A 25795-nucleotide genomic window follows, 5' to 3' on the forward strand; every position below is an offset into this window, starting at 1 on the left:
GCATGACTCGTCTTTCCCGGATACGCATCAATCCCCTGCGCGCCGCGAGCCGCAAGATCCTCGCGAACCCCCGCGCCATGCGCGGACTGGTCATGGGCGGGATCCCCGGCAATCCGCTGGACGAGCGCGTCCTGTGGCGGCTCGACCACGACAACCCGAGACGGCCGCAGCTCTACGTCCTCAGCACATCGAAGCCGGACTGGACGCATGCCGTCGAGTCCGTCGGCTGGCCCGACGCCGACGGCGACCACGCGCTGGTCACCGACTACACCCCGCTCCTGGCGCGCCTCGCGGTCGGAGGCCGGTTCGCGTTCCGCCTGACCGCGAACCCCGTCCAGAACACGTATGCCCCGCAGAAAGCCTCCGCCGGCCAGCAGGCCCGCCTCGAAGTCGGCCGACCGGAACGGGCCTTCCGCATCGGGCACCGCACCGCCGCGGCCCAACTCCGGTGGTTCCTCGAACGCACCGAGCGATGGGGCTTCACCGTCCCGCCCGTCCGCGCCGATCCCAGGGCGTCGGGACCACACGAGCCCTCCCCGGATGGGCAAGAGACTGTGCCGCGGGAGGTCCGCTTCGTGTCCCGGCAGCGGATGAGCTTCCGCAAGGGGCCCGGCAAACCCGTGGTTCTGCACACCGCCACCTTCGAAGGGGCCCTCGAGATCACCGACGCCGCAACGTTCACGGCCTGCTTGACCGAGGGCATGGGGCCTGCCAAGGCATACGGTTGCGGACTGCTCACCCTCGCCCCGCTGCCCTCCTCCGGCTAGGAAGAGAAGGCACACGGCGCGGCCGACCCCGAACCGGTCGGCCGCAGGCGCGCCGCGATTGCGAGGAAGCACTGCCGATGACCACCGCACCGCCGATGAGGCGGCCCGCTGAAGCCCCTTGGACCCGGAGCCGACGGGCCGGCCTGTCGGAACCCTTGCTTGGTGTTCGACCTTCGGCAAGTCGAATAGGCGGAGCGCAGCGCCTTGTGTGCGAATGAATCGATATTGAACCCCTGTGATTCGTCGTCCCGTCGGCCTTGGGCTGGGGGTGGGTAAAATCCCCGGCTGCGCGGGGGAAGGGCAGCCGTGTCGGCCCCGGTACGGGGATTGCTCACCGAACACCTCCTCGTTCTCTCTGCCATCGTCGTCGGCCCCGCACATGCGGGGATTTCCCACCCGGGACCACCACCTCCGCCCCGTTTTCCGGGGCGCGGCCGACCGCAAGCCGCCATCCTCGCCGGCGCGGTTGTCGGCCGACCTGGAACGCCTCGTCGACAACTGCGGGTGAATGTGCGCGCCAAAGTGCCGTCGTGGACAGCAGGCGGTCGACACCCAACCAAGCCGAATACCTCTTCGTTCTTTCCCGAAATGTTGATCCGATTTCTGCGGTCTCCGCCCCAAGGGGTCTCGCGTATTTGCGTGTTCTGTATTGCGTGATTCCGATTCTTGTCCTTTGATGGACGGCGTCGCTTCGTGCTCGAGGCTCGTCGGCGCCACGTCTCCGGAGTGAAATCCGGAATAGGGCGGTGGACGCAGACGACGACTTCACGCAGCCGAACCGCATCGGCTTCATGCGACTCATGAGGGCCGCACGTGGTCTGTCCGACGGCGGACGCGGGCGCCGGAAAGTCCCTGAGAGAGGACGCCGTTGAGCGCGACGACCAAGCGGCGGGGGCCCAATCCGTACGCGGAGATGCAGGCGCTGGGCGCGGTCATCGGGGTGTTGTTCCTCGGTTGTGTGGTGGCGTGGGCCGGGGCGTGGATCGGGACCGGCGAAGGCCAGGAGAACCCGCCGGGCGTTCCCCCAGTCACGGTCGTGCTCCTGGCCCTGGGCAAGTATCAGTGGCCGGGCGCGACGGCGACTGCCGCGGTGTTCGTCATCTCTGTCGCGATCGCCGCGTTGGGCGCGGGCATCGCCGCGGTGGTCATCGCCCGGCATCGTCGTGAGGTCCTGGTGGACCGGGCCGCGCCGTATCTGGCGCAGAAGCGGGAGTTGGCGGCGATCACGACCCGGGGTGCGTCGAACACGGCGCGGCGGCTGGGTCTGCCGGGTCTGGATCCGCCGGGTGTGCAGATCGGTCGGATGGTCCGGGGGAGTGCCGACTTGTGGGGCACGTGGGAGGACATGCACGTGGACATCTGGGGACCTCGCACAGGTAAGACGGCGACCCGGGCGATTCCGAACATCGTGGCGGCTCCGGGGCCGACGGTGGTGACGTCGAACAAACGCGATGTCGTGGACGCAACGAGGCTGTCCCGGATGCGGCGCGGCCGGGTGTGGGTGTTGGATCCGCAGGCGCAGGCCAGTGAGCCGCCGAGCTGGTACTGGGACCCGTTGTCGTATGTCGGGGACAGCATCGTGCGTGCGGTGAAGATGACGGGTCGCTTCTCGTCGATCAACCGGCCCGACCATGCGCGCAGCGACGCGTACTTCGAGCCGGCGGCGGAGGACTTGATCAGCAACATGCTGCTGGCGGCGTCGTTGGACAATCTTCCGATCACGCGGGTCTACACGTGGCTGACGCGGCCGACGGACGACACTCCGGAGCGGATCCTGCGGGCGTTCGGGCACGACATGTCGGCGGATGCGGTGGAGAACGTGATCACGGCGCCGGACCGGCAGCGTGCGGGTGTGTACGGGACGGCGGCGCAGATCATGTCGTTCCTGATCGCCCCGGGCATCGCCGAGTGGGTGACGCCGGGCACTGATCCGAGCCGTCCGCAGTTCGACTACCTGTCGTTCGTCAAGGAAGGCGCCGACACCATCTACCTCCTCTCCGAGGAGACGAACAAGATGGCCGCGCCCCTGGTCCTGGCCCTCACCGCCGCCCTGGCCGAGGCGGCCGAGAACTGGGGCATCGTCCGACCTGGCGGCCGCGTCGAGACGCCGATCCTGTTCGTGCTGGACGAGGCGGCGAACGTCTGCCCGTGGAAGGCGCTTCCGGACAAGTACTCGCACTTCGGTTCGCGTGGGATCGTGATGATGACGATCCTGCAGTCGTGGGCCCAGGGCGCGGCGGCGTGGGGGGACACGGGCATGGCGAAGCTGTGGGGCGCGGCGAACGTCCGCGTCTACGGCGGCGGCGTCTCCGACACCAAGTTCCTCGGGGACCTGTCCGCATCGGCCGGCATCTTCGAACCGGAGACGACGTCGACGAGCCGCAAGGTGCACGACTTGTGGGACAAGAACGTCACGACCGGGTCGCGAAGTGAGCCTGTGCTCGACGTGCCCGATCTGGCGTCGATGCCACGCGGCCGGGCGCTGGTCCAGTACAGCGGTACGCGGCCGACGCTCGTGAAGCCCGTGCCGTGGTGGGAAGGCCCCTATGCCGACGAGATCCGGGCATCCCTTGCCTACTTTGAACCCGGCGGAACCGGAGGCCCCTTGGGGCCCCAGGAAGCAACGCCCGAGGCCCTGCGGAAGACGCCATGAGTGCTTTCATCAACCAACCCGACCCCGACTCCACACCGCACGCCGATGCCCTCGGTCCGAAGAATGACCCGAAGACCACCGAACGCCCTGATGAAGAGGGGCGGGTCGAATACGATCTTGCCTTCACGTCACTCGACAGCTTCGTCACCGAGTACATCGGGCAAGTCCTTCGCCGCCGGCTCAACCGCGCCACCGCGATCTGGTGCCCCGAATGGTGGCGGCACCCCGAGGCCCTGGTGCGGCTCAGCGCGATGTGGCGGGCGTTCGAATACCTGCGCGTCGACGCGGCTTTGGGCATGTCCGCGTTCTGGCTGCACCACGCCGACCCGCACATGCGCGTGCTCATGGACCCGGAGTTCGGGCCGTTCGCGCTGTGCGACCCGCGGGAAGGCCACGCCGTCCGCGAGTTGGAGCCGCTGCCCATGGCACCGTCGCCGCCGGAGATGTGGGACCATCCTGCCTTCCGGCTCGACACAAGTGACCTTGGCAAGTCCGTGAAGACCGTTGGCGAAAACCTCCCGCCGCCGCCTGCGCCCTCCGGCTACACCCTGGACATGGGCCCCGAATACTGACCTGCCGCAACGATGCCAACAGCTCTGGATCCAACGCGAGTTCGTCGCCTGTCGGGCCGGGCACCTCCACATGAGCCGTGGCGCAGGAGCACATGAGCCGTGGCACAGGAGAGGCAACCCTGCGCCACGGCTCTCCCGTGTCCGGAATTCCCGTGGGTGACCGGATCAGTGAACTGTGGCTTTTACGGCCGCGTCGATCATGCTCACGACAGCAACGGGACAACTCCGCTGGACGAGATGGGACGCGTTCACCGACCGTGTGACGGAACGCGCGCGGTCGGCTTGGAACTTCTGCAGATCGAGGGGGAGGATGCGGTCGGCCGTGGTGATCAGCGTCCAGGAAGGAAGCGTGTGCCAGGCTGCCTCGGTTGCCGGCTCGGCCAGCGCCGCGGCATGAATGGGGCGCTGTGCGGCCGCGAATACGCGGGCGTCCGCGATCGGTGAGTCCGCGGCGTAGACGCGGGGGAATGCGTCCTGCCGGATGTACAGGTCGACGCCCGCGGATCCGTCCCCGCCCGGAGCCGGTACCTCCTCGAGTGTCGGCTGCAGCTCCGACCCCGGGTAGCGGAAAGCGAGTTCGCCGGTGGTCTCCCCGACATCGGGGATGAGTGCGGCGACGTAGACGAGAGCCTTCACGTTGGGTGCGGACGCGGCCGCCTGGGTGATGACAGCGCCGGCGTAGGAGTGGCCGACCAGGACCGCCGGACCGTCGACATGGGCGAGGACGGACCTGACGTGTGCGGCGTCGGCTTCCAGCCCTCGCAAGGGGTTTGCGGCGGCGATCACCGCGTGTCCCTTGGCCTGCAGACGTGCGATGACCGGCGCCCAACTCGCACCGTCGACGAAAGCGCCGTGCACGAGGACGACCGTCGGCCGCGCGGCCGACGGTGAGGATGTGGCAGGCCGTGCGGAGGCGGTCCCCGTCCCGAGCACGGCACTGCCGATCACAGCGGAGGTGCCTGCCACGACGTGGCGGCGCGTGAATCCGTGGGCATTCGTCATCCGGGAACTCCATGGCTAAGCGGGGCATGAGGCCGTGCCCGCCGTCGGTGGTTCGCCGCCCTTCGGGCACGAATGCAGATTGGCATTGTCGATCTCGGGCGGCAATGACACGAAACCCACCATTTTTGCCATGGTGTGGAATGGCGGAGGAAATGCGAGGCCGACGGCTGCCGGCGGTGGTGTGACGTCGAATCGGCCCGGTATATCTGCGGGAGAAGCGGCAGTGGGGCACGGCATTCCGGTGAAGAGCTTTTCGTCTTTTCTCATGCGAAGTGCGCCGACGGTTGCGAAACGGCGTCGGACGTCGGGGGCGCCGATCCGTCGCCCCGCAGCTCTCGCCCCTGCGCGAGGACCCGCGTGAGTGCCATCCGCGACGAAACACCCAATTTCCGGTACGAGTTCGACAGGTGATACGAGACCGTGCGGGGGCTGAGGAAGAGCCGTGCGGCGATCTCCCGGTCGGCGAGTCCCTCGGCGGCCAACTGTGCGACGGTGGCTTCCTGGCCGGTCAGCTGGACGGGGTTTCCGCCCTTGCGCTCGCCGTCGAAAACGGTGACTCCGCACGCGCGCAGCCCCACACGTGTCCTCTCGGCCCAGGGGTGCGCACCGAGACGTTCAAAGCGCGCCAGCGCGCCGCGCAGCGTTTCCCGGGCGTCGGCCCTTCTGCGCATGTGTCGCAGCCACTCGCCGTACAGAAGCAGCGTTCGTGCGTACTCGAACGGACGCTCGTCCTTGGCATGGCACTCGATGGCGGCGAGCCACAGGTCTTTGGCGTCTTCGTCGTCGGCGACCAGCGCGCGGCAACGGTAAGCCACCGCGGTCACGGCCGGGTTGTCGCCGAGGGCCGTCGCCCACTGCAGGTAATACGTGAGGCGCTCGGCGGCCTCGCTGCGCCGGCCCAGGCGCACCGCCGCCTCGATGTGGTTCGGGGCAAGCCGCAGATAGAGCAGTCCGTGGAACGGCCTGGTGCCCAAGTCGGTGCGTGAGATAGCCGACTCGTAGCGGGTGTAGCCCATGTCGAGTGTGGACAGCGCGTGAGCGGTGTACTGCGGCTCGTCGTGCTCGTCGTGCTCGCCGGTCGAGGTCGCGCACCGGTTGCCGAGGTTCCTGCACTCCTGTTCGTCGCCCGAGATGGCCGCATGTACGGCCAGGATCTCGCAGAGCCGGATTGCGGCCAGGGGGGTTCCGATGGCGTCGGCGACGGCCAACCCCTCGGCTGCGGCGGCTTTGGACTGCCGCAAGGCGCCCAGCCCCAACTGGGCGAGGGCTACCCGGTGGAGGACCTCGGGAAGCAGCCCTGTCATCCCCCGTTCTCGGCAGGTCCGCAGAAGTTCGAGGGCCCGCAAGAGGGCTTCGTGTGCGTCTTCCACTGCCAACAAAAGCAAGATGTTGGCCAGTTCGTCTTCGGGGGAGCCGATCTGGACCGGCCGCTTGCGCAGGGGAGCGAGGGCGCGCACCAGCGGGGCCGCAGCATCGAAGCGTCCTGCCGAGACGAGCGCCGCATGCCGTCCCGCCGTCAGCTGTACCGAGGCCTCCGAACCGAGTTCCGCCGCGATCGCGTCGGCCAACGGCTGGGCCAGTTTGATCATGCCCGGATCGGGTGCGTAGGTCAGCCAGCGGAAGACAGCCGACAGCATCGTCTGGGCCGCCGACGGGTGACTCCGGACCAACGGGGCTGCCGCATCGAGCACCGTACGGCACGCGTCCGAGCTCGAGGAACGGACCTGCTCGACGTGTGCACGAACGGCGGCAGACTCGGCGCGGGTCAGGGGATCCGACGACAGCAGCATGGAACGCGCCGCGAGCTTCTGTGCGGCATCGAGACGACCGGTCACCAGCATGGCCTGCGCGGACGAAGCAAGCAGCTTCGCACGTGCACGGTCCTCCGTGGCAAAAGAGGCCGCGCGTTCATAGGCCATGGCGCTGGTTCGGTAGGCACCGAGGTTCTGTGCCCGATCGGCTGCCGATTCCAGCGCCGCGGCGACTTCCCCGCTGGTTCCGGCAGTTCCGGCGGCCAAGTGCCATGCTCGTCGATCGGCGTACTCATCGCTGGTCAGTACACGTGCGAGAGCCTGGTGCGTGGCCAGCCGCCGGACGAGCGGCGCCTGGCGGTACACCACGCGGCGTATCAAGGGATGCCGGAAAGTGACGACATCACCGGTGACCTCGATCAGCTTGGCGCGCTCGGCTGCTTCCAAGGCCGCGAGCGAATCTCCCAGCTCGTCCGCTGCGGCCGCCAAGACCGTCAGAACCCCGGTGTCCTCGGTGGCCGCGGTCAGAAGCATGGAACGGGTTTCCTCGGGAAGCGCGCGAACCCGGGCGCCGAAGGTCCTCTCGATGCGGTCCGACACCGGGCCGGGTGCCAGCACGGGGTCGTCACCGGCGAAGACCGCTTGATCGGAGTCCGAAATCAGCGCGCACAGCTCGATCAAAGCAAGCGGGTTGCCGCCCGCGACATCGATGACGCGCTGGAGTGCTGCCGCTTGGAGCCCAGGCGCCCGCCCGGCCAGAAGCTCATACGAGTCCTCCCGCGACAGGGGTGCCACGCGAAGTTCCGGAAGGTCCGAGCCGATATGGGAGTCCTCGTGATCGCGCACGGCGAAGAGCATGACCACTCCCTCGGTGCCGAGGCGCCGCGCGGCGAAGCTGAGGGCGGTGGCCGAAGCTTCGTCCAGCCATTGCGCATCGTCGACGACGCACAACAGCGGAGCGGACGCGGAAACGTCCGACAAGAGCGTGAGCGCACCGAGGCCGACCAGCAGACGATCCCTGGACGACCCGCCCGCCGCGGAGTCCCCCTCCGGGCTGCCGAGAGCGGCGTGGAGCGCGCCGGCCTGGGCAATGGGCAGCGCATCAATTTCCGCACTCCATCCGCCGAACAGCATATGCAGTGCGGCGTAAGGCAGTTCGACCTCGCTCTCGATGCCTCGGACATGTATCACGCGTGCCGTGGCATCTTCCGCAAATGCTCTTGCGGCCCAGTCCAACAGCGCGCTCTTGCCGATCCCTGCCGGACCTCGCACCACGAGGGCCCGACTGCGTCCTCGCCGCGCCGCTTCGAGGAGATCGACGATCATGTCGGTCTCGGACTGGCGGCCCAGCAGGACATGCTGCGTTGCCGCCGCAGAGCGGATCACGTCGGCCATGTTGTACCCACCTGTACACGTGTCATCGCCCACAACAGAGGTGAAGCGAGCGCTTCGTATGGCTTCGGGCAAGGGCCGGAGCCGAGAGAACCTTGACGAGTCGCCCCATGCCGGGCCGGTGTCCTTGTGTGGAGATGTCGTTCGTGAGACCCACAGAACGACGGGCCCGGAGAAGGCGTCGCAGCAGCCCATCCCAACGATCAAAGGCTGCGCACCGGTAAGGCTACGGAGGAGCAGGAGCGCCGGCATCCGACGACATGCGGGGGTTAGACCTGCACAGTCGTGCGGCCACAGCCCCTCCGGACCACCCATCGGCCGGTAGGTTGACGGTATTCGACATTGCCCTTCCAAGCTCCCGTGTGGAAAGCCACGCCCTGAGGAACGCAGTTTCCACGGCGGCCACACACGGAGCAATGACACGAAACCCACGCTCCCTGCCATGAACCGGTAAGGGTCCGGTCGACGCCTTCCACCGGCCATGGCAGGAAAAGTGGGTTCTGTGTCATTGCTGCCATGCGGGGCACCTGTGAAGCTGACCGGCATGAAGAACCGTCGCACCGTGCTCGCGGTCCTGTACGACGGAGTCTTGGGCTTGAACGTCACAGGCCCGCTCGAGGTCTTCGCCAGGGCCGCGGAACTTGCCTCCCCACCGGGGGCCTATGGTCTGAGAACGGCAGCGCTGGACGGCAGGCCGGTGGCCAGCTCGATGGGTCTCGCCATGACGCCGACGCACGACCTCGCTGCATGCAACCCGCCCCATACGCTCCTGGTCCCCGGCGGCCCGGGGCAAAGCTGCGTCCCGTCGCGGATGGTGGAACGCGTTGCCGAACTCGCGGCAGGTGCCGAGCGTGTGGTCTCGATCTGTACGGGGACGCTGCTGCTGGCCGAAGCCGGCTTGCTGGACGGTCGGCGGGCCACCACGCACTGGGCTTCCGCCGAGGAACTCGCCCGGAAATTCCCCGCGGTGACAGTTCTGCCGGATCCCTTGTTCGTCCGCGACGGCAACGTCTACAGCTCCGGCGGTGTGACCGCCGGCATCGATCTCGCGCTGTCTCTGGTCGAAGAGGATCTCGGCAGCGACGTGGCCCTGCGCGTTGCCCGGGACCTGCTGGTATTCCTCCGCAGGCCCGGCGACCAAGGCCAGTTCGCCGACGGCCCGACCGCAGCGAACGCCGAACGCCACCCGGTCCGCAAGCTTCAGCAGTGGATCATCGACCATCCTGCGGAGGACCTGTCCGTCGATGCGCTGGCGGGGCGTGTCGCGCTGTCGCCGCGCCAGTTCGCCCGGGTGTTCCGGGACACCGCCGGGGTCACGGCCGGCAAGTACGTCGACAGCGTCCGCCTCAACGCCGCCCGACGCCGACTCGAATCCACGGACGACTCCCTCGACGACGTCGCCCACGCTTCCGGATACGGCTCGTCCGAAGTCCTGCGTCGAGCGTTCCTGCGGCTCTTGGCGATCACGCCGGGCGAATACCGTCGCCGCTTCCGCACCGTTGCCCGCGGCCACGCACCGCGAATGGCTCTGCCCCCGACCTGATCCGCCTCGACCACGGCCGACGCCGACCACGTACTTGTACGGAAGACCCGACAGACGCACCTTCACACAATGACGATGTGATCGTTTCGACAGCACCGGAGAAGAACGCCGCCGAACGCGACGAAGTCAACACCAGCGTGCTCTGGACCTGGCTCTTGGTGGCGGTCGGCGCACTACGGGGTGGTGACCTCGCACTTCGGGCGGCCCTGCCGCCGCGTCCGGGCGATCCTGCCGCTCAGCCGTCGGCGACACGTGACAGCCGACAGGCGCTCGCGGATAGCGCGGTTGTGCGACATGACTCCGAGCCGGGTCAGCTCGTACGCGAAGGGCCGGATGCGCGCTCGGGACCAGAACGTGCTCGAGCGAGTGGCGGACGGACTGCGACTTCCCGGCAAGATGCTGGGTCTCGCGCCGCGAGCATGGGAGTCCCAGGGCGTCGCCGTGGGCCGCCGGACCGTCGAAGCCGCCGTCGTCGGTGAACGGCCGGACGGTACGTCGGCAACGACGGGAGAGGTGCCGGCCGAGGTCGAATCAACGGCTTCCGTCGGCCAGCCGGGTGATGAGAGTGAGGAACTGGCGTCGCTGGGCCGCGCTCAAGGGCGCGAGGAACTCGTCCTGGATCCCGCTGACGACGTCGTCGAGTTCGAGCAGCTGCGCCACGCCTTCCGCGGTGATCGTGACGATGTTGCGGCGCTTGTGCTCGGGATCGACCGAGCGGGCGAGCAGGCCGCGCGACTCGAGTTCGGTCAAGGCGGCGGTCACGTCGCTGCGGTCGATCCCGGTCCTGCGGCCGAGTTCGGCCTGACTGAGGGGTCCGGACTCGTCGAGCGCGGCGAGGAGTCGGTAGTGGTAGCCGCGCAGTCCCCGGCCGTGGGCCTCGAAGCCGGTGTTGAGCAGTCCGGTCGCGCGCAGATACGCCCGACTGACCTGCCAGGTCGCGCGTTGTGCGAGCCGGGTGGGTACGGCGTCGGTTTCGTGATGGGTCGTAGGCACACCCTGAGAGTAACAGTTGTGGGTTGCACCAACGCTTGTTATGTTGGTCTGGCCAACATTGAATCTATTCTCAAGGGGACACCGTCATGGAATCGTCGCCGAACCGCGACCCCGAACGCGTTCTCATCGTCGGCCGCAGCCCCAGCGTGCTGGTCACAGCCGTCGGCATCCTGCGGGCCAAGGGCTACTCCGCCGACGCCACGAACCAGTTCGACCGGGTCCTCGACGACTACGACGTCGCCGATCTCGACGTCCTGGTCTTCGGCGGCATGATCCCGGCCGACACCAAGGAACGTCTGCGCGAGGACGTTTCCCGGCTCAACCCGCGCGTGGCCGTCATCCAGGGGCTCGCGGGAATTCCCGGCCTCATCGCCGCCCAAGTGCAGGCCGCGGCCACCGCCGAACTCCGCGACGGCGGTCAAGTGGCGTACGACGCGGATCAGCGCGCGGTGCACCTCGTGCTGGACGATCCCGCCCGGGTCGCGGTCGAGGCGTGGTGGGGCACGTCCTTCGTGCCCCCGGAGCCGAAGAGCGACTCGCTGCAGGTGTCGGACGGCCGACTCGACGCAGGCTCCCACGTGATTCAACTGCCGGACCTGGTGCCGTCGGTCGCGTCCTTCGCCGCCGTCACCGTCGGCCGGGTCACGCACGTGTTCACCGTCGGACCGATGCCCGACGGCGTCGCCCGGATGGTACCGAAGTCGGCCGCCGACCAGCGCCTTCCGCAGGTCCGCAAGGTGACGACGACCAGCGATGACCGGTAACCCGGGCGCGGCGCAACCCGGCCCGGGCCCGGAGCCGAGGGCGCGGCCCATGCCGGCGCAACGCTTCGTGAACCTCGTCGTCCGCGCCCTGCTGCGTTCGCCGGGCCTCGGCAGGGTTGTCGGCGGCCGCTTGGTCACCCTCTACGTCGTAGGCCGAAAATCGAAGCGCCGCTTCGCCGTTCCTGTCGCCTACCTCTCCGAAGGCGAGGACCTCCTGATCGGCACGTCCGCCGCGTGGCTGCGCAACCTGCGCACCGGCGAGTCCCTCGCCATCCGCCTCCGAGGGCGGCTCCGCCAAGCCGACGTCCGGATCAGTGCGCGGCAGGCGGAAGTCGTCGGGGCGTACGCCCACATGGCGCGCGTCAACCCGACGTTCGCCAAGTTCAACAGGATTCGCGTCTCCGAAGACGGCCGGCCCGACCCCGGCGACCTGGAGCTTGTCTGGCTCGGCGGCGCGCGCGTGCTCAGGCTGACCCCGCGGTGACCGAGCTGCTGCTGCGCCCAGGTCACCCCCGCGGCATGTGGCGCTCACGGGGCAACCTCCTCGATGAACCGGAGCGGCTGCGATTGCTCCTGTGGCTTCAGCTTCACGCCATGGCCGTAGGGCGGCAATGACAGAAAAGCCAACATTCTTGCCACCGGCACGGAAGCTGTCTTCGGTCTGGCACGGTCATGCAGTAACGTGCGGCTGCTCACGTGTTTCTGACAGGCCCTATGCCGGCCTCCCGTTCACCTCCGTGCATAGACTGAATTCAACGCGACCACCGACTTGCCGAGTTGCTTGCGCGTGGTCGCGTGCGTGAGCGAAGTGTCAACTGCACACTTCCAAGTCAGGCAGGGTCGGCCCCGCGCACGCGGGGATCTGCGCGCGAATATTCGGGTCGGGGCTCGGCCGCATGGCGCTGTCCGCGACGCAGCGCCAATTGGACAGACCGCCGACGCAGAATGTGAGAATCTGCCAGCGCGCGTGCCCATACCGGACGACCGGTGGAGGAGAGTCGTGAACATGCGAGCCAGGCTGCACGCAGCTGTCGGTGTACTCGCAAGTGCTGTGCTTGTGTCCGGCTGCGGCGGCGGTTCCGCCGATCACGCGGAGGCTACGCTTCCCGCGACGGCTGCGCCTCGGACGACTGCTCCGACGGCTCCGCCGCCTCCATCGGTCGGCAAGCCGTCAGCTCCCACGTCCTCGGCTGCCGCGTCCGCATCCGGTGCCGGGTCCTCGCTTGCGTTGCCGCCCGACCTGACCGTGCAATTCGAATGGGCCGTGCCGGCGGATCCTTCGCAGGCAGCGGCACTGACCGCGGCAGCGGATTATCTGCAGTCGATCCTGCACGCGGTGGTTGCCCAGAACGCGGCCGATCCGCCCCTGTCTCAGTACGCGACTGACCAGGCACTGGCCTACGCGCGGCACTATGTGCAGGAGAACGTCGACCTCAAGCTGGCGATGACAGGACACGACCACTACTACCGGCCTGTCATCACGACTACGTCCGGAACGGTCATCGACGTTCGCGTGTGTGAGGACCAGACAAAGGTGTACAGCAAAGAAATCGAGACCGGAAAGGTCCATCTGACGTCCGACTCGAGCACGCGGAACCTGGTGTCGTTCGACCTCGTCATGACCCGACTTCCCACGCCGACCGGAATGTGGCAGGCACGCGCCGCGACCGTGAGCGAGAACGCCGCGGAGTGCAAGCTGTAGATCTGCCCGCGGTACCGGAGTCAGCCCATCACAGCGGACGATCGCCACGCTCGGCGAGCATCACGGGGTCGCCTGCCGGGGCGCCGCACAGGCGCAGGGTGCTGGCCAGGCACAGCGCCTTCGCTTCGTCGGCGCTCGATCGCCCGCCGGCGATGTGCGCCACGGCGGTGTGCTGGAGTCCGAAGATGGCGGCGGCGAGCCACGCGGCGGGCAGAGAAGCATCGAAGTCGCCGGTGCGCTGGCCCCGTTCGAGGAGCCGTTCGAGGCGTGGGGGCCCGAAGTCGTGGGGGTCGGCGTCGGGCCGGGGGACCTGGGCCGCGGTGGCGTTCAGCAAGAAGCGGTAGCGACCCAGGAATTGCCAGCCGGCGTCGAGGAATCGGGCCAGGGCGTCTACAGGTGGAGCCGCGTCGAGTTCCGCCTCGTCCAGCAGGGCCGCGTATTCGGCGGCAGCGGTTTCGACGAGGGCGCCGAGCAGGGCGTCGCGCGAAGGAAAGTGCGCATAGACGGTCTGGCGGGTGACGCCGGCCGCGGCAGCGATGTCCTCCATGCCGACGTCGAGCCGATCGCCGAGCAGGCGTCGGGCCGCGTCGAGGATGGCGTCGATGCTGCGCCGGGCGTCGGCCCGGCGGCGGCGGGGCGGCTTGGCGGTGTCGCGCGAACTGGCCATTTCACGAAGGATACTGCCTCGCAACTTAACCTTGACACGGCGTAAGATTTCCATTAATTCTTACGTAATGTCAAAGATAAGAGCAGTGCGGGACCACCCCGCTGTCGAGGCGCGCGGCCTGGTCAAGGCCTACGGTGGGCAGCGGGCACTGGACGGGATCGATCTGACGGTCCGGCGCGGTCAGGTGTACGGCTTCCTCGGCCCCAACGGGGCGGGCAAGACCACCACGATCCGCATCCTTGCCACGCTGGCCCGGCCGGACGGCGGCACCGCTCGCGTCCTCGGGTACGACGTGGTGACCGAGGCCGATGCCATCCGCGAACGGGTGGCGGTGACCGGCCAGTTCGCGTCCCTCGACGAAGACCTGACCGGCTACGAGAACCTGCTGATCCTCGGCCGGCTGCACGGCATGTCGCGGGGCGCGCGCAGGGATCGCGCCGACGGTCTGCTGGCCGCGTTCGACCTGACCCGCTCGGCCGCGGACCGGCCGGTGAGCGGCTACTCGGGGGGCATGCGCCGCCGGCTGGACATCGCGGCGGGACTGATCACCACCCCCGACCTGCTGTTCCTGGACGAGCCGACGACAGGGCTGGATCCGCGCAGTCGCAACCAGGTATGGGAAGTGGTCCGCCGGGTCGCCGCGGCGGGCACCGCAGTGCTGCTCACCACCCAGTACCTGGAAGAAGCCGACCGGCTCGCCGAGCGGATCGCGGTCGTCGACCACGGGCGGATCGTCGCGGAAGGCACCAGCGCCCAACTCAAGTCGCGTGTGGGCGCCAACACGCTGCATCTGCGCCTCCTGGACCGGGAGCAGCGGCCGCAGGCCCGGCGGATACTGTCCGAGGTCCTGGCGGGAACCGTCCAGTTCGACGCAGACCCGCTCGTGTTGTCCGTGTTCCTCGCCACCCCGACCGAAGGGGCGGGCGCGGACGACGCGACCGAGGTGGGCCGCCAAGTCGGGAGTGCGATGACCCGACTCGCCGACACCGGCGTGGGTGTCTCCGATTTCCACCTGGGGAGGCCCAGCCTGGACGAGGCCTTTCTCATGCTGACCGATCGTCACGGGGGTCCGGACCCGGCAGAAGAGAGGACGCGTACTCATGAGCATGGCCACCCCCGCTGAGGCGACGCGGCACGCCGCGTCGGGAAGCGACCCGATCGACGTGCTCCTCGCCGAAGGCCGCGGCAGCCGTCGCGCCGGAGCGCTCACCGCCTCGGCCGCCTTCGGCATACGTGCGCTGCTGAAGCTCAAGCACGATCCCAAGCAGCTTGTGGACTCGGCCGCCATCCCGATCCTGTTCACGGTGCTGTTCACCTACTTGTTCGGCGGCGCCATCAGCGGTTCGACCGGCGACTACCTCACCCTCCTCCTGCCGGGCGTGCTCAGCATGAGCATCGCCGTCGTCACCATGTACGGCGGCGCCCGCCTCGCCCAGGACGTGCGCAGCGGCGCATTCGAGCGCGTCCGCGGACTGCCGGTCTGGCGCGGCGCGTTCGTCTTCGGCGGCCTGCTCAGCGATGCCGCCCGCTACCTGTTCGCGTCGGCCATCGTGGTAGGCCTCGGTCTGGCGATGGGCTACCGCCCCGAAGGGGGCGCACCAGGCGTCCTTGCGGCAGTGGCACTCGTCGTCTCCTTCGGACTCGCGCTGTCGCTGGTGTGGGCGGTGCTCGCCCTGGTGGTCCGCGATCCGGCGGTCGTCATCGGCATCGCGAACGCGGTGCTGATGCCGCTCTCCTTCGCCAGCAACGTCTTCGTCCAACCCCGCACCATGCCCGGCTGGCTTCGGACGTTCGTCGACGTCAACCCGCTCAGCCACCTCGCGACCGCGGCCCGGGCGCTGATGAACGACACCGGAGGCGCCGGCAGCGCGGTCTTTTGGTCGGTCACCGCTACCGCCGTCATAGCCCTGGTCTGCGGCCCTGTCAGCCTCCGCCTCTACGGCAGACAGGACTGAGCGGGAACCGGCCGACCGGTGCGGCAGGTCTGTGCGGCGGGGGCGAGCCCCGTGCGATCTCGGAGGCGAGTGGCCGGTCCGGCCGCTGTTCGTCCAGCAGGGCGAAGGAGCGGGCCGCGATGGTGCGGCGGACCTGGGACTCGATGGCGGACCATTGCCGGGTGAACCCGGGGTCTTGTTCGAAGCCGCTCCAGAACAGTGCGGCCAGCGGGCCCGGCGTCGGGGACGGCATCCACAGGTGCGCGAGATGCTCGGCGGCCATGCGCAGTCGTCGGCTGCGGATCGGACACTCGTCGAGGCGGCTCAGCACCTCGTCCATGACGGTGAGCAGCCAGTCATGACGTGCGATGTCCTCGCTGAAAGCCACCAGCTCGTCGAGGGCGTCCAGGCTCGCTGCACGGATCAGGAGCGTGCGGGTCCGCCGCCCGGTGAGCGTGAACTCGGCCTGTTCGTGGTGGTTCTCGGCGTCGAGGACGACCGCCCAGCGCAGCCGTGTGCGTGCCGTCTTCAAGGGCGGTCGGTTGTCGAGGCATGGTGATCGCTGCACCTCCCGCAGGCATCGGCGGTTCGCGCCGCCCAGATCGAGCACATCCGGGGCATCGTCGGCAGCGAAGAAGCCACGCGCCAAAGGACGTCCGGAAAGCCGGCCGACGGACTCGACGGTCCCGGGCCGCAGCAGGTAGTGCGACCACGGAAGTCTGTGGTCCACGGCGCTCGGCATCACGCGCGTGTACGTGCTGCCTTGCAGGATGCGCCCGCCGGTGACGGCCGTGTGCGACAGGACGCTGCCGATGCCGCGCACGCGCTTGCCGGTGCCTTCGACCGGGAGCCGGCAGTCGGTACCCGTGGCGGTGTCGGGGGAAACCGCCCGGGCGATCGGCCGGGTCCAGGTCCGCACCGTGCGTCCGAACGGTCGCGTCAGGATGTCACCGGCCGCGGCAAGGGGTACCGGAGCCGAGTGCCCGAGCAGACCCGTCGATATTTCGCCCAGGACGGCAATCGTGCTTCGGGGCTCGGGCGTTCGCGGGCCCCTGGTCATGCCGGCGGGAACACGTAGGCGATGCGGTCGACCACGTCCTCGAGCTCGCCGGGCGCTTCGGCCGCGTACCGTGCGGCGGTCTGACGGAGCACTTCCGGGTCGGGCGCGAACTGGCCCGTGATCACGCGGACCGCGTGCTCGACCGGCAGAAACCGGGGTTCGAGTACGGAAAGCGTGCGGTAGGCGCAGAACGGCTGGGCGTCGGGGTTGAGCCGGATGACGGGCGGAAGCTCGTCCCAGTCGTCGGGGAAGGGACCCTCCCAGGTCCATGGTCGGACGATGTCACGGCCCTGGTAGCGCAGCATGCCCAACCGCATGAGCTGCCATACCGAGGCGAGGAAGGGGCAGGACCAGGTCCGCGTGCCCGCCTTGGCATCCCAGAGTTGCACGTCGGCGAAGATCGAGTGCCGACGCGCGCCGACTTCCCAGGGGGCGGCCCACGAAAGCGGCTCCGCCATCGCTTCACCGCGGTACGCGGCGGGCGAGCGGCGTCCGTTGCTGAGCCAACCCGAATCCGTTGCGGGCGGACGGGCCCCGTTGTCGCCGGGCAGGGGAACGGGGACGAGCCCGGCTTCGACGAGTCGGGCGATCGGCACGCCATCGGCGAACGCACAACCGGATTCGCGTGCCACATAGTCCAGCGGAAGCCCGTTCTCTCGTGCCACCTCGACCAGCGCCGGCAGGGCCTTGGCAGGCGGGACGGTTCGGGCGAAGTAGTCGTCGACGAGGAAGCAGGTGCTCATCCTGGTACGGCGGCCGCCGAGCCGTCCGCGCAGCGACTCCTCAGCGGCCGCCAGCCAGGGCCCCAGGCCTCCGAGCCGACGGTGCAGCGCCTCGGGACCGCCTTCGAAGTCCTCCATGTAGACGTGGCCGAGTTCGACGGAGAGGTGGGCGAGCGGCACCTGGGCGACCCGGGGGTCGGTCGAACTCTCGTGGAATTGCGTGGTCATCGGGATCACAGCCCTTCCCAGGCCGTCGCGTCGGACAGCCGACGGGCGAGGTCGTCGAAAGCGTCGACGGTCGCGGCGTTCGCGACACGGGTGATGGATACGTCGGCGTCGGTGATGATTTGTTCGCGCCATTGCAGCAGCGGTTCGAACGGGGTCGTGCCCAGCACCACGCTCGGACCCAGGTGGAGGCGCACCGCCAGACTCCGGAGCTGGTCGTCGCATTCGCGCAGCCAAGCCACCTGCGACGGCCGTAGTTGGCCCAGGCCGTGCGCGTCGGCCGACGGTACGGCGGTGCGTACGAAGCGCACGCTGTCGCGCAGCGCTTCCCGATCGTGTCCGCGCACGATCCCCGACTGCAGGACGCCGCGCGGTCCGAAGACGAGTCCGGCCGCAGCGGCGACATGCTGCCGGGTCCAGCGGTGGAATACCAGCCAGCGGCAGCACACGTGGGCGAGACGCGGGTCCGCGGTGGCAGTGAGCATCATGTCGAGCGCGTAGGAACGACCGGCGCTGCAGTCGACGAAGCAGCAGTCGAACTCCTCCTCCAGGCGCAGCAAGAGGTCGACGCAGTTGTCCGTCGCCTGCGGCGTGATGGCGAACTCTCCGCCTCCCGCGTCGCCGGGGAACAGATCGAGCCGACCCCGGACGGCGGTGGGCGAGCTGAGGGTGCGCCGGTCCGACGCCGCCCACACGTCGAGTGCACGGGGGGTCGACGCGCGGCCTTGCAGATAGGAATGAAGCCCGCCGTGCTCGAGCATGGCCCCGGCCGCGGCGATGTCGAAGACACCGGCTGCGGTGGGCGATCCGAAATCGAAATCCAGGTAGCACACGTCGTCGCCGTATAGCGCCCGCCGGTAGGCGAGATTCCCGCTGGTGACCGAACGACCGGTGCCGCCTTTGTCGGACGTGACGAAGATCAGCACGGCTAGGCCCTCGCACTGGTGCTGTGCTGCCGGGCCGCGGTGAGCTCGTCGAGTTCGCGCAGGACCTCCGCGACGATCGCGTACGCGCTGCCGGGGCGTTCGCCCAGGATCTCGCGGGCGCGTCGGAGCCTCGACTGCATGCGTTGCAGGCTCGTGTGCAGTGACGACACGGGCCCGGACGCCACCTGGAGGAGTTCCTGCCCCAGCAGATGCTCGGCTTCGAGGATCATGCCGCGCGCCAGTTCGGTCACGCGTGTGCTTCGCAGGGGCGCGCCGCGGAGCATACCCGCCGCCGCGACGAGACTCTCGACGACACGTTCCGTGTGCGTCCACGACGGTGCGACAGGGGCCGCGGCATCGTCGGGCAGACGGCTCGGCTCGTGCCACAGACCGTCGGCCGGCCCGTATTGGCGGCGGGACTCCCACACATGCGCCAGCGTTGCCTCGGCGAGCCGGAGCAGGCGGTCGCGGGACTCGGGTTCGTGGGCAAGCCCGGCGAACTGGACGGCACGCTTGAGGAGCACGGTCGGGAAGTCCGAGAGGGGCCACCTCAGCGGGGGCCCCAGGGTTTCGCTCCCGGGCAGTTCGAGATTCACCGCAGGTGCCGAGCGGGTTCTCCCGGCAACGGCGGTCTCGCCGCGCTGGGGAATCCGCGCCCGGATGGCGAGCAGTTCGATGGTCCGGATGGTGCGCTCCAGGTCCTCGTCACCCGCCTGGCGGCGCAGCAGGTCCTGGGCGACGACGGACATCACCAGGAGGGTGAAGTAGTCCGACGCCCGCCCGTCGACCGTTTGCCAGGGAAGCCGTTCGAGCGGCCACGTCCCGTCTCCGAAACAGGCGACCACGGACCAGTACCGGTGGGTGAGTTCGGCCTGGAGGCGCAAGGTGTGGGCCAACTGCTGCTGCTCGGCGGTCAGCAAGCTCAGCATGAGCGTCCGGTCGGTGAAGATGTCCATCAGCCCGTCGAGGGCGATGACCGTGAAGTAGAGGTCGGGGACCGGCTCGGCCACCCCGTCCGGTTGTCCGCCTATGTCCTGAGCCGTCGTGAGGAGAGGCGCGTCTTTGCGGACCGACCACGCCCAGCCGCATTCGAAGAGCATCTCGTCGTCGTCCAGACCCGGCGGGGCGTCGGCGCCGTCGAGGAGATCGATCAGCCCGAAGCGGATCGGTCTGAGCAGGTTGGCGAGACGCGTGTCGGCGTTCCGGGAGTGGGCCTGCGCGTTTCCGAGCATGCCGAGCAGCGCGCGGCCCTCGGGCGAGGTGTGCGGCAAGGTCCGCACGGCGAAGCTGCGGATCAGGCCGACCATGGATGCGGTAAGCCGCTTGCCGAGGCCCTCCTCGACCGCGGCGATCCGCCGGCGAAGATCCGGACGCCGCACTTCGCGTCCGAAAGCCTTGAGGAAGCGGAGCGAGGTGAGGGTCAAGGTGAGGGACATCGACAGCGAGTTCACGACGTCCAGACGCAGTTGCGCGGGTGCCGGCCGGCTACCGGGATCGGCGGTGACGAGGCAGTTCCCGCCGGAGAACACCGGCGTGCCGTCCGGCTCGGTGTACGCCTCGAGGAAGTCGGCGATCATCTCCGTCAGGTGTCTGGGGATGCTCACCCGGTCACCGAGCGTCCGCAGGGCGTCGAGGACGTCGTCCGCGGTCTCGTCGGGGGTGTCGAGACGGAATCCGTCCAGTTCGTACGCCGGGTACATGAGACACAGAAGCTTCTCGGCGTCGGTGATGGAGTTCGCTTCGGCCGTTTGCCGCCCCTGCCCTGCCGGGTCCGACAAGCGCGCCACGCCCCGCCATATTTCCAGGATCTGCTGGCGTGGCCTGATCAACAAGGCTCCGCGCCTCCTTCGCGGCCTATCCGGCCGCAGGCCAGGAGCAATCCGGTATAACCGTCCCGGAACTTCTCGCCGATCGGCTCGATGCGTTCGACGGTGAGACCGTCGGTCAATCCCACGAGCGCGTCACGCACCATCGCACGGGTCACGGCGACGGCCGGGTAGCTCTTCCCGGCCACCGCGTATCCCTCGGAATTCTCGACGAATGCCGCAGCGAAGGGCGCGCCCGGTTTCAGAGCCGAGGCAAAAGCCGTTACTGCGGCGCGGAACTCGCCGAAGACCTGCGAGATGGACTCGGCGACGAAGAACATGGTGCCCAGATCCCAGGTTGCGGCCGGAAGGCCGTACACGCTGCCCTGGACGATCCGGGCTCGTCGCGCCAGCTCGAAGCGGGGGTCCCCGAGGTCCCGGTATCCGGGGGATTCGGCGAGGACGCCCCAACCCGCGTCCCAGTGCCGCGAGTATGCGGCGACCTCGGTCTCGAGCCACGCGATGTTGCTCCGGGAGTACTCCCACAGGGTGACATCACGGCAGTGGGGGAGCATGGCGAGCGCAGGGTAGAGGTTCGAGCCGGTTCCCACATCGAGCCCGCGCGCCGCCGCGGTCGGCAGACCGGCGAACGCGAACCAGTCCCGGGTGAGCGTGATCAGACGTTGGTCGTCGCGCCGGAGACTCGCATAGTTGTGGGCCACGTACTGGGCCGGGTCGAATGCGTCCCAGTCCATGTCGGCGTTGCGGTGCAAATGGGCCTCCTGGCCGAGCAGATCTTCTTGGGTTTCCCGCGCGCGGGCGCCGATCACCGAGCAGGCCGTGGTCCCGGCCGGGGACCGTGACGCATCAGTGAGGCGCGGATGCCGTCGGCGTCCGGGCCTTCCCACCACGGCACGGTCCGCACGAGCAGCGGCCGGCCTCCCTTGATCTGGACATACGCTCGGCCGCGCGGAAGTGCGTTCAAGTCATGGACGTCCAGGACCATCTCCGACCGGCTCGCTCGCGAGAACGTATGCGGCCACAGGGCGTGGGCCGATTGCGTGTGGCCGAACGTCGGGGCCTCGAAGATCCCGGATGTGGCCGCCAGCTTCGTCAGGAAGTCGCCGCTGGGCAGACCGCCGCCATAGACGCGTATGCCGGCCGACCCCCAGAGCTGAGCCATGCCGTTCTCACCCCAGACGGCGGCACCCTGCTCCCACGACTGGAGAATCGTCATCATGACGATGCCGCGTGAGCCGTAATGGCTGTACAGAAACGGGAGTTCGTCCCACGGACAGACGTTGGCGGCTTCGTCGAGGACGAACAGGGCCGGGATGGGGAGGCGGCCGCCGGGGCTCTCGATCGCAAGGCCTTCGAGTTCGTAGGCGACGGCCGTGGTCAGGGCCAGCACGACGGGAGAGGCGAAGTTCTCCTTGTCGTCCGAGAGCAGGTAGAGCGAACCACACGAGCCGGAGGCGAAGTCGGCATGGCGGAACTCCGGGCGTCCGGGGTCGTCGCCGGGGACGATCCACCGATTCAGTGCCGGGGACGTGAGGAACGAGGCCATCTGCACGGCAGTCCCGTAGACACCCGACCGCTGACGCGAGGGGGCTGCCTGGACGGCCTCTATTGATGCGGCCACCGCGGCATGGTGGTGGGCGTGGAGTATGCGCGCCGGTGTGTCGTCGGTCGGGCGGGTGATCCATCTGTAGGCGTCCGTGATCGGCCGACCGTCGAGAGCCGCTGCGAACAGCAAGCCGGCGAAGACGTTTTGAGCTGCCGGATGGAAGTAGGCGTCCGAGCGCATATGCGAGGCCTCGCCGATGCTGCCGAACAGCCCGGCGAGGATGACCGCGCGGGGGAAGGTGTGAGCGAAGGTCAGCGGGTTCCACCACCAGGCAGCAGGTGCGCCGGCTTGCTGCTGGGGGTCGAAGACCCACACGGGGCCGCGTTCGGCCCGTATGCCGCGCGTCGCGTCGACGATGTCGCGCTTGTTGGAGGTGACGACGGCGATGCCGGGCGCGGCCAGGACACCGGGAATGGCTCGGCTGGTGGTCTTGCCGGTCCGCGGTCCCCAGATGTCGAGGTGCATGTCCTCCCATGAACCCCAGACGCCGTGATTACCGGGGACGGTGCGCCCGATGAAGAGGCCCGGCGCGGCATTGCCGGTGACGCCGAGGCGGGAGGCCGCGGCGCCGGCGGCCCTGGCACCTGCCCGGCGGCGGTCGGCCGCACCGGACAAATAGCGGCCGGCCCGGTCCACTTCCGGTCGTCGCTTCGTTCTCCACCGGATGTACGCCGCCCCCGCCGCGCAAGCGGCTGCGACCGCAACCAGGCCCTCGCCGACAGCCGTGTCCACGAGGAATGCGGCAACCACAAGGCCGAGGCCGGCAATTGCCCCGACGACTGCGGAGAAGCCGAGGCGCGGATCGCGAGGCCCGCGGCGCCTGCCCGTGGCACTCATGCCCGGGAACCTGCCGGATGTTGCCGTGGGTTACGCACAGTACCTCCTCTCGAACGACCGAGGCTGATCCGCTCGTTGCGCTTGTATTTCACCCGTCACCAGCGAACAGGCGCGCTCTGTCTTCGCCGTAAAACTCAAGCTGGTCCGAACGATTCACTGCGCGGACTCCGAAAGACAAGGCCAAACGGCGTTACCCCGTCCAAACACCGGCCAGGGCGGGCGCGGGTACCGAATAGCACGTATCAACCCCCGTAAATTTCGCAGTGGCCGCAACCGGGCTTCGGAGTTCGGCGGGGCCGACGTCACACCGTGTTCATGGTGGTTGAATCAGCCATTCGGGACCGCGTCCGCCGGCGTGCCGGCCTCCTGCGTCCAACGGATAGGCGCGTTGACAACCGCGAAACGCGGCGGGACCTTGGCAGGAACCCAGGCGACTGCATTTTGTTGCAGCTTCGCGCACTTCACCGAGAGGGATGATGTGACAACGGTTGGTGTGGAAGAGGAATTTCACATCGTCGACCTGAAGACACGCCGTCTGGCGCCCGTTGCTCCCCAATTGCTCGATGTGCTTCCCGGCTCGGCGTTCGCCGCCGAGGCCATGAAGGCCTGCATCGAATCCCGGTCGCTGCCGCACTCGGACATCCCCGCGCTGCGGCACGATCTCGTGACGGCACGGGCGGCCTTGGCCGCCGCAGCAGCGGAACAGGGGTGCGGAGTCGTCGCGTCCGGTACGGCGCCGCTCATGCGGGCCGAAGACTCGATTCACTCGGATGGCGATCGCTACGCGCACATCGAACACAGCTACGTCAAGCTGTTGCATGAACTGCAGATCTGTGGTCTGCACGTTCACGTCGGAGTCGAGGACCGTGACCTTGCCGCGAGGGCTCTCGCGTGGATCAACCCATGGATCCCGGCTCTGACGGCCATGGCGGCCGGGTCGCCTTACTGGCTCGGCCAGGAGACGGGCTATGCGAGCTGGCGAACGATGGTCTGGAACCGCTGGCCCAGTGCCGGCCCCTCGCCGAACTTCGGGTCGGCCGCAGAGTACGACCAGACAGCAGAGGCTCTTGTACGGTCGGGGGTCATCCACGACCGCGGCATGCTGTACTACGACGTCCGGTTGTCCGACCACCTGCCGACCGTCGAGCTGCGATCCTGCGACGCCGTTCCGGATGTATCGACTTCGGTGATGATCGCGGCGCTTTTCCGCGCCTTGGTGGTGCACGCGTGCCGCCGTGCGTCCACTGCCGAACTCCCGCCTGACGTACGCGGACCGTGGTTGCGCGCCGCGAGCTGGCGGGCCGCCCGCTCGGGGTTGGAGGGAAACCTCGTCGACCCGTTCACGATGGCGGCCGAACCTGCTCGCGCGATGATCGACCGTCTCATCGAGACGGTGAAGACGGAGTTGGCGCAATTCGGGGACCTCGACCTGGTCCGTGCCACCGCCGATGCGCTCATGGCCGCAGGCTCTGCGGCCAAGAGGCAGCGGGCCATCGGGCGTCGTCTGGGGCTGACGGCGCTGGTGGACGCACTGGTGACGACGACCAGCGCCAAGCGGTCGTCCGCCGTTCCGGGGAGACCGGTACTCTTTTCCTGAGACACGGCAACTCCACGATGGGAAAGCCGCCCCGCACATGCGGGGATCATTCGACGGAACTGAGCCGCATCGCTTCCGCCGCCGGATCGGCCCCGCATCGGCGGGGCTTCAGGGTTCCCATTCACGTGGTGCCAGGCGACGTTCCGGCATCGAAGGCGAGAAGCAGCAGCGCGGCCCAGACCAGAATGAATCCCGTCCACCTGCCGACGGGCATGGTCTCGTGCCGAATCAGGACCCCGATGCCGAATTGGAGTGTGGGCTCGACGTACTGCAGCGCCCCCAAGGTGCTCATCGTGACTTTCCGCGCAGCAGCGGCAAAGAGCAAGAGGGGAACGACGGCCAGACCGGTGGTCGCCAGCAGCAGCGAATGCCCGGGCGCGGCGATTTCGAAGCTGCCTCGGCCGCTTGCGGCGAGCCACGCCAGGTATCCGACTGCCGGGAGGAACATCGCGGCGGTTTCGATGGCGAGGGACTGTGTGGCGGGAAGAGCCACGGTCTTTTTCAGGTACCCGTAGACCGCCCACGACCCGGCAAGGGCCAGTGCGGTTACCGGTGCGCGCCCGGAGGCGGACGACAGGACAAGAACCGCGCCGGCGCCCAATGCCACGGCTGTCCACTGGAGGGGGCCCAGGCGCTCGCGGAATTTCAGGACGCCCACAGCGATGAGAACCAGCGGGGCGATGAAGTAGCCGAGGGCAGCCTCGACCACACGGCCGGTGTTGACGCTGTAGATGTACAGCCCCCAGTTGAACGTGAGGGTCGCGGCCGCAAGCACGCACCTGCCCAAGGCCGCACGCGCACGGATCACTTCGCGAACCCATGCCCACCGCCGTTCCACCGCCAGCAGCCCGATGACCACGGCCATCGACCACACGGTGCGATGCGCAAGGAGTTCGACTGCGCCGGCGGGCTTCAGCAGCGGCCAGTACAGGGGAAACAGCCCCCACAGCACATAGGCGCCCAGTCCCAGCAGCAGCCCGCGCAACCTTCCCATGGACACCTTCCGCCCTCGCCTTCCTCGCGATCGAAGAGCCGTTCATCCCTGCGTCAATCGCCCCGACTTCCGGGTGCCTGTCGGTGTCGTCGACGGCGCCCGCACCTGCGTCCGGAACCTCCGGCACACGGTGAACCCGGCTCGTGGCGGGATCGTCGGCTACCGAGCAGCCCTGCGGGTCTGCGGCCGCGAACATGAGGCGCGTGGAGGCCTTGGCCCAGGCTTCGCCGATGGGCCGCCCCCGCCGTCCTGGGGGTCTGCC

Annotated in this window: 21 protein-coding genes; 10 read left to right on the plus strand and 11 right to left on the minus strand. The window is 68.7% G+C overall.

Translation table 11 applies throughout. The annotated features are described in order from the left end of the window. The first annotated feature begins 2 nt into the window (after window positions 1-2). From cas6e to ABEA93_RS13285, 3 genes are all read left to right on the plus strand, one after another. A complete protein-coding gene (gene cas6e / locus ABEA93_RS13275) occupies window positions 3-767 on the plus strand; it encodes a type I-E CRISPR-associated protein Cas6/Cse3/CasE (RefSeq protein ID WP_345675672.1) in 765 nt (254 codons plus the stop codon). An 868-nt stretch (window positions 768-1635) separates the two neighbouring features. After that, complete coding sequence (locus ABEA93_RS13280; RefSeq protein ID WP_345675673.1) at window positions 1636-3420, plus strand: type IV secretory system conjugative DNA transfer family protein; 1785 nt, start codon at window positions 1636-1638, stop codon at window positions 3418-3420. After that, entirely contained in the window at window positions 3417-3992 is a 576-nt protein-coding gene (locus tag ABEA93_RS13285) for a DUF4913 domain-containing protein (RefSeq protein WP_345675674.1), read from the plus strand. The genes ABEA93_RS13280 and ABEA93_RS13285 overlap by 4 nt, the downstream gene beginning before the upstream one ends. Before the next feature lie 165 nt (window positions 3993-4157). On the opposite strand, the gene ABEA93_RS13290 is transcribed toward ABEA93_RS13285, so the two are convergent. Together ABEA93_RS13290 and ABEA93_RS13295 are read right to left on the minus strand one after the other, a co-directional pair. Further along, window positions 4158-4994: an alpha/beta fold hydrolase gene (locus tag ABEA93_RS13290; protein WP_345675675.1), complete on the minus strand. Its 837-nt coding sequence runs from the start codon at window positions 4992-4994 to the stop codon at window positions 4158-4160. 263 nt (window positions 4995-5257) lie between these two features. Next, window positions 5258-8140 (minus strand): helix-turn-helix transcriptional regulator, encoded by a 2883-nt coding sequence (locus ABEA93_RS13295; RefSeq protein ID WP_345675676.1) that lies wholly within the window; start codon window positions 8138-8140, stop codon window positions 5258-5260. A 541-nt stretch (window positions 8141-8681) separates the two neighbouring features. Between ABEA93_RS13295 and ABEA93_RS13300 the strand changes: the two genes are divergently transcribed. Next, on the plus strand, window positions 8682-9680 hold the full coding sequence (locus ABEA93_RS13300) for a GlxA family transcriptional regulator (RefSeq protein WP_345675677.1): 999 nt from the start codon (window positions 8682-8684) through the stop codon (window positions 9678-9680). Window positions 9681-10211: 531 nt separating this feature from the next. On the opposite strand, the gene ABEA93_RS13305 is transcribed toward ABEA93_RS13300, so the two are convergent. Next, window positions 10212-10673 (minus strand): MarR family winged helix-turn-helix transcriptional regulator, encoded by a 462-nt coding sequence (locus ABEA93_RS13305; RefSeq protein WP_345675678.1) that lies wholly within the window; start codon window positions 10671-10673, stop codon window positions 10212-10214. Between the two features lie 86 nt (window positions 10674-10759). Here ABEA93_RS13305 and ABEA93_RS13310 point away from each other — a divergent pair, with 86 nt between their 5' ends. From ABEA93_RS13310 to ABEA93_RS13320, 3 genes are all read left to right on the plus strand, one after another. Then, window positions 10760-11437 carry a hypothetical protein gene (locus ABEA93_RS13310; protein WP_345675679.1) on the plus strand — a complete coding sequence of 226 codons (678 nt, stop codon included), beginning with the start codon at window positions 10760-10762 and terminating at the stop codon, window positions 11435-11437. Between the two features lie 49 nt (window positions 11438-11486). After that, a complete protein-coding gene (locus tag ABEA93_RS13315) occupies window positions 11487-11921 on the plus strand; it encodes a PNPOx family protein (protein ID WP_345675680.1) in 435 nt (144 codons plus the stop codon). Window positions 11922-12665: 744 nt separating this feature from the next. After that, window positions 12666-13139 (plus strand): hypothetical protein, encoded by a 474-nt coding sequence (locus tag ABEA93_RS13320; RefSeq protein WP_345675681.1) that lies wholly within the window; start codon window positions 12666-12668, stop codon window positions 13137-13139. A gap of 28 nt (window positions 13140-13167) precedes the next feature. On the opposite strand, the gene ABEA93_RS13325 is transcribed toward ABEA93_RS13320, so the two are convergent. Then, complete coding sequence (locus tag ABEA93_RS13325) at window positions 13168-13806, minus strand: TetR/AcrR family transcriptional regulator (protein ID WP_345675682.1); 639 nt, start codon at window positions 13804-13806, stop codon at window positions 13168-13170. A gap of 67 nt (window positions 13807-13873) precedes the next feature. On the opposite strand from ABEA93_RS13325, the gene ABEA93_RS13330 reads away from it, so the two are divergent. Further along, window positions 13874-14929, plus strand: a complete 1056-nt coding sequence (locus ABEA93_RS13330; RefSeq protein WP_425584929.1) for an ATP-binding cassette domain-containing protein — start codon at window positions 13874-13876, stop codon at window positions 14927-14929. After that, entirely contained in the window at window positions 14907-15761 is an 855-nt protein-coding gene (locus tag ABEA93_RS13335; RefSeq protein ID WP_345675684.1) for an ABC transporter permease, read from the plus strand. Before ABEA93_RS13330 ends, ABEA93_RS13335 begins: the two co-directional genes overlap by 23 nt. Here ABEA93_RS13335 and ABEA93_RS13340 read toward each other — a convergent pair. From ABEA93_RS13340 to ABEA93_RS13365, 6 genes are read right to left on the minus strand one after another with little or no spacing between them, the layout of a single operon-like run. Beyond that, window positions 15730-16800 carry an SCO2521 family protein gene (locus ABEA93_RS13340; protein WP_345675685.1) on the minus strand — a complete coding sequence of 357 codons (1071 nt, stop codon included), beginning with the start codon at window positions 16798-16800 and terminating at the stop codon, window positions 15730-15732. The genes ABEA93_RS13335 and ABEA93_RS13340 overlap by 32 nt on opposite strands. After that, window positions 16797-17750, minus strand: a complete 954-nt coding sequence (locus tag ABEA93_RS13345; RefSeq protein ID WP_345675686.1) for an SCO2522 family protein — start codon at window positions 17748-17750, stop codon at window positions 16797-16799. The genes ABEA93_RS13340 and ABEA93_RS13345 overlap by 4 nt, the downstream gene beginning before the upstream one ends. A 5-nt stretch (window positions 17751-17755) precedes the next feature. Then, window positions 17756-18673 (minus strand): SCO2523 family variant P-loop protein, encoded by a 918-nt coding sequence (locus ABEA93_RS13350; RefSeq protein ID WP_345675687.1) that lies wholly within the window; start codon window positions 18671-18673, stop codon window positions 17756-17758. Between the two features lie 2 nt (window positions 18674-18675). Continuing rightward, entirely contained in the window at window positions 18676-20505 is a 1830-nt protein-coding gene (locus ABEA93_RS13355) for an SCO2524 family protein (RefSeq protein ID WP_345675688.1), read from the minus strand. Next, window positions 20499-21251, minus strand: a complete 753-nt coding sequence (locus ABEA93_RS13360; RefSeq protein WP_345675689.1) for an SCO2525 family SAM-dependent methyltransferase — start codon at window positions 21249-21251, stop codon at window positions 20499-20501. Before ABEA93_RS13360 ends, ABEA93_RS13355 begins: the two co-directional genes overlap by 7 nt. Before the next feature lie 53 nt (window positions 21252-21304). Next, the gene (locus ABEA93_RS13365; protein ID WP_345675690.1) at window positions 21305-22741 is read right to left on the minus strand and encodes a type IV secretory system conjugative DNA transfer family protein; all 1437 of its coding nucleotides are present in this window, start codon (window positions 22739-22741) and stop codon (window positions 21305-21307) included. 679 nt (window positions 22742-23420) lie between these two features. Between ABEA93_RS13365 and ABEA93_RS13370 the strand changes: the two genes are divergently transcribed. Next, window positions 23421-24539 carry a carboxylate-amine ligase gene (locus ABEA93_RS13370; protein WP_345675780.1) on the plus strand — a complete coding sequence of 373 codons (1119 nt, stop codon included), beginning with the start codon at window positions 23421-23423 and terminating at the stop codon, window positions 24537-24539. A gap of 121 nt (window positions 24540-24660) precedes the next feature. On the opposite strand, the gene rarD is transcribed toward ABEA93_RS13370, so the two are convergent. Then, a complete protein-coding gene (gene rarD, locus ABEA93_RS13375) occupies window positions 24661-25533 on the minus strand; it encodes an EamA family transporter RarD (RefSeq protein WP_345675691.1) in 873 nt (290 codons plus the stop codon). Between the last annotated feature and the right edge of the window lie 262 nt (window positions 25534-25795).

The organism is Yinghuangia aomiensis (assembly GCF_039542225.1).
Lineage (GTDB): Bacteria > Actinomycetota > Actinomycetes > Streptomycetales > Streptomycetaceae > Yinghuangia > Yinghuangia aomiensis.